Origin of the sequence: Rothia sp. HMSC071C12, assembly GCF_001813895.1 — a bacterium.
Taxonomy (GTDB): Bacteria; Actinomycetota; Actinomycetes; order Actinomycetales; family Micrococcaceae; genus Rothia; species Rothia mucilaginosa.
The window spans coordinates 23,595-30,057 of the sequence record NZ_KV814376.1 but is presented as its reverse complement, the minus strand read 5'-3'; the positions used below and the strand labels follow the sequence as shown (position 1 = coordinate 30,057).

The 6,463-nt window shown below is 55.8% G+C and carries 5 protein-coding genes; 4 read left to right on the top strand and 1 reads right to left on the bottom strand.

All coding sequences use genetic code 11. The features are described 5' to 3' along the window. On the top strand, window positions 1-989 hold a 989-nt coding region (locus HMPREF2942_RS07640; RefSeq protein ID WP_141755600.1), incomplete at its 5' end, for an ATP-binding cassette domain-containing protein. A gap of 127 nt (window positions 990-1,116) precedes the next feature. Here the strand turns inward: HMPREF2942_RS07640 and HMPREF2942_RS07635 are convergent. Continuing rightward, window positions 1,117-1,740 carry a superoxide dismutase gene (locus tag HMPREF2942_RS07635; RefSeq protein ID WP_005507370.1) on the bottom strand — a complete coding sequence of 208 codons (624 nt, stop codon included), beginning with the start codon at window positions 1,738-1,740 and terminating at the stop codon, window positions 1,117-1,119. A 1,509-nt stretch (window positions 1,741-3,249) separates the two neighbouring features. On the opposite strand from HMPREF2942_RS07635, the gene HMPREF2942_RS07630 reads away from it, so the two are divergent. From HMPREF2942_RS07630 to nhaA, 3 genes are all read left to right on the top strand, one after another. Beyond that, entirely contained in the window at window positions 3,250-3,801 is a 552-nt protein-coding gene (locus HMPREF2942_RS07630; protein ID WP_070688780.1) for a MarR family winged helix-turn-helix transcriptional regulator, read from the top strand. A gap of 513 nt (window positions 3,802-4,314) precedes the next feature. Then, entirely contained in the window at window positions 4,315-4,839 is a 525-nt protein-coding gene (locus tag HMPREF2942_RS07625; protein WP_049341967.1) for a ferritin, read from the top strand. Between the two features lie 243 nt (window positions 4,840-5,082). After that, window positions 5,083-6,435, top strand: coding sequence for a Na+/H+ antiporter NhaA (gene nhaA, locus HMPREF2942_RS07620; RefSeq protein ID WP_070633882.1), 1,353 nt, complete (start codon window positions 5,083-5,085; stop codon window positions 6,433-6,435). The last annotated feature ends 28 nt before the right edge of the window (window positions 6,436-6,463 follow it).

Here is a 6,463-nt window from a genome sequence, read left to right as displayed (position 1 = left end):
AGGCGGCTCAGCGTCGCGTGACCGAGGCGAAGAACCGGGTGCGTTCGGCGCATCGCGAGTGGGTGCAGGCGCAGGAGATTATCTCGAAGAACATGGCGCAGGTGTGGAAGGACGACCAGCCGGATACAATTCTTGCCCTCACCAAGGACGCCTCACGTCAGGCGGCGGCAAAGCTTCGAGTTCTGCGCATCGGCAAGCAGGAGCAGGCTCAGGAGGCATACCAGAACGCCCAGGATGAGGTGCGCGTGCAGGAGAAAATCTATGCCGAGCTGAGCCAACAGCCCCTACCCGCGGGACGCAAGGTGCTGGAGCTGCACAGGGTTGATTCCCGCCGTGTTGATTCTCGGGTTTCACGTGAAACATTTGCCGTTCAGCAACCTGCCAAGGTTGATTCTCTGCATTTTTCACCCATTGAGGCTGATAGCGAGTGCAATCAGGGAACCCCGGCGGAACACCCCGAACACCTGATTCTCAGCGGCCCCGAGCATCTGCGCATCACCGGTGCGAACGGCAGTGGCAAGACCACCCTCCTTGAGGCAATTGCCCACGCACAAGACCCGGAGTACCGCTCCCCCGTGCAGCCCGCCTACCGGGTCGACTATTGCCTCGAGGGGGCGTATATTCCGCAGCGCATTACCCTCGACCCGCAGCTCACCCTCCTGCAGAGCGTGCAGCGGGCTAATCCCGGGGTGAGCGAACAGCACCTGCGTGACCAACTGGCGCGCCTGCTCTTCCGCCGAGAGAGCGTGCACCACAAGACCGGCGAGCTCTCCGGTGGTGAGCGGTTCCGCGCCGCGGTGGCGCAGGTGCTTCTGGCCGACCCGGTGCCGCAACTTCTCATGCTGGATGAGCCGACGAATAACCTCGATATTTCCTCGGTGGACTGGCTGATGCAGGCGCTCGAAGCATACACCGGCGCGCTCATCGTGGTGAGCCACGATGAGGATTTCTGCCGCCGCATCCGCATTGACCGCACGCTGGCGCTCTAGGGTTCCACCCCTGGAGCAACATCTGAATACAACGAACGGGTGCCCGACACCTCCGAATATGGAGGCGCCGGGCACCCGTTTCAGTTATCTCACCGCGGCTACTTCACCGCGCTGACGAAAACTTAGATTAGAGAACCAGGCCCTTGGTCTGGGACACTGCGCGCTCGAAGCGAGCCTGAACGTCAGCCCAGTTCACAATGTTCCAGAATGCCTTGACGTACTCGCCCTTAACGTTCTGGTAGTCCAGGTAGAATGCGTGCTCCCACATATCTAGCTGCAAAACGGGGATCAGTGCAACGGAGATGTTGCCCTGCTGATCGTAAAGCTGCTCGATGATGAGGCGCTTGCCAACGGTGTCCCATGCGAGGATTGCCCAGCCGGAGCCCTGAATGGTCAGTGCAACGTTGGTGAAGTGCTCACGGAACTTGTCGAAGGAGCCGAAGAACTCGTCGATTGCTGCTGCCAGCTCGCCGGTGGGCTTGTCGCCACCCTCGGGGGACAGGTTATTCCAGAAGATGGAGTGGTTGGTGTGGCCACCCAGGTTGAACGCCAGGTCCTTGGAGAGCTTGGAGACGTTGCCGTATGCACCGTTCTCGCGTGCCTCTTCAAGCTGCTCGAGAGCTGCGTTAGCGCCTGCAACGTATGCTGCGTGGTGCTTGTCGTGGTGCAGCTCCATGATCTTTGCGGAGATGTGGGGCTCGAGCGCCGCGTAGTCGTAGGGGAGCTCGGGGAGGGTGTACTTTTCAGCCATGATGATGCCTTTCATTAGAAAACTTGGCTTGTATTAAAGATTACCAGCGTAGCGTTTACTTTACTTTTCATGAGTTGGGGAGCGTCACATTTATGTAAGACCTCGCTCGAACCTGTGGATTTTAGGCAAAGACTTTTCCCCACACCTGTGGATAACCCTGTGTATCAACAGGCTATTTAAGGCTTACACCCCTTTCTGCCGCGAAATACCGGGGTATGCACTCATGTGAATAACAGTACTGTAAGTTCTCCACACTGTGGATAACTGCTGTGGATAACATCCTATTTTGGGGATGCGCGGGGGATAAACTGCAGAATTTTCGCCCTCATCCGGGGCGTTTTTCCTTCTACTAGCCAAAATATTGAGTGCCAACAGAGCCGCCGAGCGATCTTACGCGCCTCCTTACGCCGGAGGCGGTGGATTAAGTGCACAGGGTTATCCACAGCTGTGGAAATTTTCGGGTTCCGCGGATTTAAAGATAAAAAGGTCTTCTGTTTAAGAACTTACCCTCGGTTTTAATGGTCGTGAAAGCCTGTAATTACAAGAATTTTTCTGTAGCACTCTTAAATTAAACCTGGGGAGGACCTCGATTCTGCTCTGCCAAATCACATGCGTGTAAGTTCTCCACACTGTGGATAACCCCTGTGGATAACACTTCTGACGCGATACGGCGCAACAATACCGCGGACACACGGCACCACCACACAACACAAACCACACCGTGCAGCTACACCCCACAGCTACACAGGGCAGATACACAGCACAGGTGTTTACGCTTCCTCCCCCGACTCTGCCCCGGCTCGTACAGCGCTCTTGCGGCGCCGATATGAAGGCAAAGAAAAAGAGCACCCGACCATTGGATGCTCTTAGAGTGAGTTGATAGAAATTTGAGTTAAAAAGATACGGTACGGAATGCAGCCCAACCACGAACTGCACCCGCACCGCACATCCGTCGGTAGAAATACGAGTTACTCGTACACCGACGACAATCACCGATAAATAGAGAGTCGAACCTATCGAAGCGAGCTTCCGGTCTCGCCTCGGAGGCTTCCTTCGACCCCGTTATGTAATTAGTGTACACGGTTTCATTACGGTTGCAAAGCCAAAACCAAGATTTTTTAAAAATTTTGTTATCGTTTCGTTATTTTTCACCCTTGGCAAGCTCTTTACACTCCCTAGAATTTTCACTCAACCCCCTAAAAACCTTGATATTCCGCGGAAGTTAGCATTATGCACGGAAGTGCTTCTTGGTACGGTCTTGTCTATACTTGTACCGGAAATCTTTTTGAATATGTCGTATTTCACTTGCTTACCCCGGGTATTTGCAGTCACTGCGTGCAAAAAGATACCCCTGGCGCCCCTCAAAAAATTAGCACCAAAGTGTCAAGCATTACTTGACCGTACCAATTTTGAGTCACCTAGTCAGACCTTTCGCTACAATGGGTGCCAACACGCCACTTCTCTCTTTAATAAGAGAGCTCCATATCCGATAAAAGAGGAATCAATCCCGTGTCCACACCAACCACGTCTGCGCAGCGGTCTGACAATACCGCACACAGCGAATCCATCCAGTGGCTCTCCCAGCAAGAGCGAGAAGGCTGGCTCTTTATCAGCTCCATCATCTTCAGCCTCACCCGCAAACTGGAAAACCAGCTGCAGAGCGAAGCTGGCATTAGTTTTGTCGAATACATGGTGCTCGCGATGCTCTCCGAGTCCAAGGATCATTCCCTCACCATGACCGAGCTGGCAATTACTACCAACACCCTCCCGGCACGCCTCTCCCGCGTTGTAGCACGCCTGGAGAAGGATGGATACGTCCGCCGCTCCCTCAGTGTAGAAGACCGCCGCGTCAGCATCTGCCATTTGCTCCCCGCAGGCGAGCAGAAGGTGCAGGAGGTCGCACCCGGCCACGTGAGCGAAGTACGCCGCCAGATTTTCGACCACCTGACCACCGAACAGGTTGAGCATCTCGCAGAAATCGGCGAGGCAGTCCTCGGCAACACCCCCTCAAACGTCATCTCGATTGATGCACTGCAGCGTGGGGAATACCCCGCACACTAACCTCCTCCACCCCACAGAGGGATGAGAGTTGAGAGAACCAGAGATAAGGCACATTCCCATTGGGAACGTGCCTTATCTCTTTAAAGGCGCGCGCAGAACAACCTTTACGGAGGTGGTTGGGGGCGCATCGGGGTTCTAGCCACATCAGTTTCGCCGCATTTTCGAGAGATTTTTAAGATTTTTTGCGCCCTCTAGCCCCGTGCGCAGGCACCCAACATGGTGTCTCTATGTTTACCTTGAGCCGTAGGGTTTGTGGTTTTTAAACCCGCTGTCTATCCCTGTTAAACCGCGAAATCTCAAGGAAACACACCCAATACCACACAATCCAAAGAAAGTATTCAGGGCATCCACACTAAGGGTTGTGGTGACAATATGTCAGGGGTACCTTATCTGATTCACCGATTAGCCTTTTCTCTCTGTACATGGCGCACCCCACCCCTTACGATAAATATCAACAGGTTGCACCGCGCCATCCCGGCACCCAAAAGCAACCACCATATAAGGAGAAACCATATGTCTAAGTCTTTCTACGACCTTCTGAACGAGCAGATCGGCCACGAGTTCGCTGCATCCCACCAGTACCTGTCCATGGCTATCTGGCTCGACGGTGAGGACCTGCCCCAGCTGGCTAAGTTCTTCTACCAGCAGTCCCTCGAAGAGCGCGAGCACGCACTCATGATGGTTCAGTACAAGCTGGACCGCGGCCACAAGGTCGAGATCCCCGCTGTTCCCGCTGTCAAGAACGACTTCGAGAACGTTCAGGAAATCGTTGACATGTCCCTGGCACAGGAGAAGGCTGTCACCGGTCAGATCGAGGCCCTGTTCTCCGCAGCACGCGCTGAGAACTACGCACTGGGCGAGCAGTTCATCCTCTGGTTCCTGAAGGAACAGGTTGAGGAAGTTGCAACCATGGAGACCCTGGTGACCATCGTGAAGCGCGCAAACGGCAACCTCTTCGACCTGGAGAACTACGTTGCACGCGAGCTGGCACACGACCACGGCCAGGAGTCCGGCGCACCCGCAATCGCTGGTTCCTAATCTTGCGTTCAGGCGGCTAGACACCTAGTCGACCACGCAGAATATCTGCAAAATATTAAACGTTCCGCCCTCCCCACACGCCGTGGGGAGGGCGGAACGTTTATGTATATACGCCATGAAAGCACACCGCGGTGCACCGCCCATGAGCTAAAAGCCGCCAGAAGCTACTCGAATACTCATACAGTGCAGAGTAAACTTAAAAGCCTTAGATGCCGCATAATATCGCGGCAGAAAGAGGAGAGAATGACTCACACCAATCCAGATACCCTCAGCCGCGGCTCATATAGCAACTCACGCCGCGTAGCCGACATTCTGCGTGCAGAATCAGTCGGCGGTACCGTACTTCTGATTGCGACGGTGCTGGCAGTAGTACTCGCCAACACCCCCGCCTCCACCTTCTACTTTGGTCTGCGAGACACCGTGGTCGGCCCGGTTATCCCCGGCTTCAACCACCTGCAGATGAGCATCGGAACCTGGGCGGCAGACGGTCTGCTCGTCGTTTTCTTCTTCCTCACCGGCCTGGAGCTGAAGAAGGAATTCGTGATTGGTGACCTCAAGTCGCCCTCCACCGCGATTGTGCCGATTGCGGCTGCCTTCGGTGGCGTGGCAGTGCCCGCGATTATCTACACGGCGCTGAACTTCACCAGCCCCACCGCTCTGCACGGCTGGGCGATCCCCACCGCAACCGATATCGCGTTCGCGGTGTCTGTTCTCGCCGCCGTGGGTACTTTCCTCCCCTCGGCGATGCGCGTCTTCCTGCTGACCCTGGCTGTGGTCGACGACCTGATCGCAATCTGCATTATCGCAATCTTCTACACCAATAACTTCCATGGCGAGTACCTGCTCTTCGCGCTCATTCCCCTCGCTCTTTTCGCGTTCATTGCCTACCGCGGTGAGACTATGTTGCATCTGAAGCCGCTGGCTGCCTGGCTGCTGCTTCTGCCCCTGGGTATTATCACCTGGGCGCTCTTCCTTGAGTCCGGTATTCACGCGACCATTTCCGGTGTGGTTCTGGGCTTCCTGGTGCCGGTGAAGATGTCCGCTCGCTCTGAGGCGGCGCAGGCTGAGCACGGTCTTGCGGAGGTGCTGGAGCACCGCTTCCGTCCCCTCTCTACCGGCATCTGCGTGCCCATCTTCGCGTTCTTCAGCGCGGGTGTGGCTGTGGGCGGTTTTGAAGGCCTCGGACGCGCCCTCACCGACTCCGTGGCGGTCGGCATTATGGTTGCGCTAGTTGCCGGTAAGACCATCGGTATTTTCGGCACCACCTGGCTCGTGACCCGCTTCAAGAACGCTAACCTCGACCCGGATATCGCCTGGATTGACGTGGTCGGTCTGGCTGCAACCGGTGGTATCGGTTTCACCGTGTCCCTGCTGGTGGCTGAGCTCTCCTTCCCGCACGGTTCCCCGCACACCGAAGACGCAAAGATTGCGATTCTCGTCGGCTCTGTTCTGGCTGCCATTGTGGGTGCGGCTATCCTGTCTCGCCGCAACAAGCACTACCGCGCCCTAGCCGAGAAGGAAACCGTGGATGCTGACGACAATGGCATCCCCGATGTCTTCGAGGGCACCTACCGTGACCCGAAGGCTGAAGCCTAGCCAGATTCTTTAGGTCCAATACCTTCTC